The organism is Mycolicibacterium xanthum, from assembly GCF_019710635.1.
In the GTDB taxonomy this organism is placed as follows: Bacteria; Actinomycetota; Actinomycetes; order Mycobacteriales; family Mycobacteriaceae; genus Mycobacterium; species Mycobacterium xanthum.
In genome coordinates, this window is sequence record NZ_JAIFZS010000076.1 from 1 (window position 1) to 583 (window position 583).

Annotated in this window: 1 protein-coding gene; it reads left to right on the forward strand. The window is 65.7% G+C overall.

Annotation, left to right across the window (positions count from 1 at the left end; all coding sequences use genetic code 11):
- On the forward strand, nucleotides 1–583 hold a 583-nt coding region (locus JDV09_RS24105), incomplete at both ends, for an amidohydrolase family protein (protein ID WP_221371670.1).

Below are 583 nucleotides of genomic sequence, written 5' to 3' on the forward strand. Positions count from 1 at the left end.
GCCCTGGGCGCTCCGGCCATGGCCTGTCACTTCAACAATCCGGGCTACAACCTGGTGCATGAGCTGCTGGCCCGAATGAGGGAGCGCGGCATGAACGTCTGGGGTGAGATCTACCCCTACGCCGCCGGGTCGACGGCCCTCAACGCCGTCTTCCTGGAACCGGAGATGTGGGTCGAGACTCTCGGCCACAGGTACGAGGACACGATCCAGGACGTGGCGACCGGTGAGTGGTACACCCAGCAGTCGCGGGAGGAGATGCTCGAGAAGGAGCCGACGCGGGCGGTCCTTGTGTTCAAGATGCCCAAGTCGGCCATCGTCGACTGGCTCGGGCTGCCCGGCGTCAGCGTCGTCACCGACGGCATGCCGATGGTGCCCGACGATGGCCTCAGCTGGGAGACGCCCTACGAGGAGCTGCCCAACACCCACCCGCGGGCGGCAGGTAGTTGTGCCAAGTCCCTTCGCGTGGCGCGGGAGCACAATATTCCACTGATGCAGGTCGTCGCCATGACCAGCTACAACTCGGCCTGCCACCTGGGCGAGATGGGCTTGACGGCGATGCAGGAACGGGGACGCCTACAAGAGG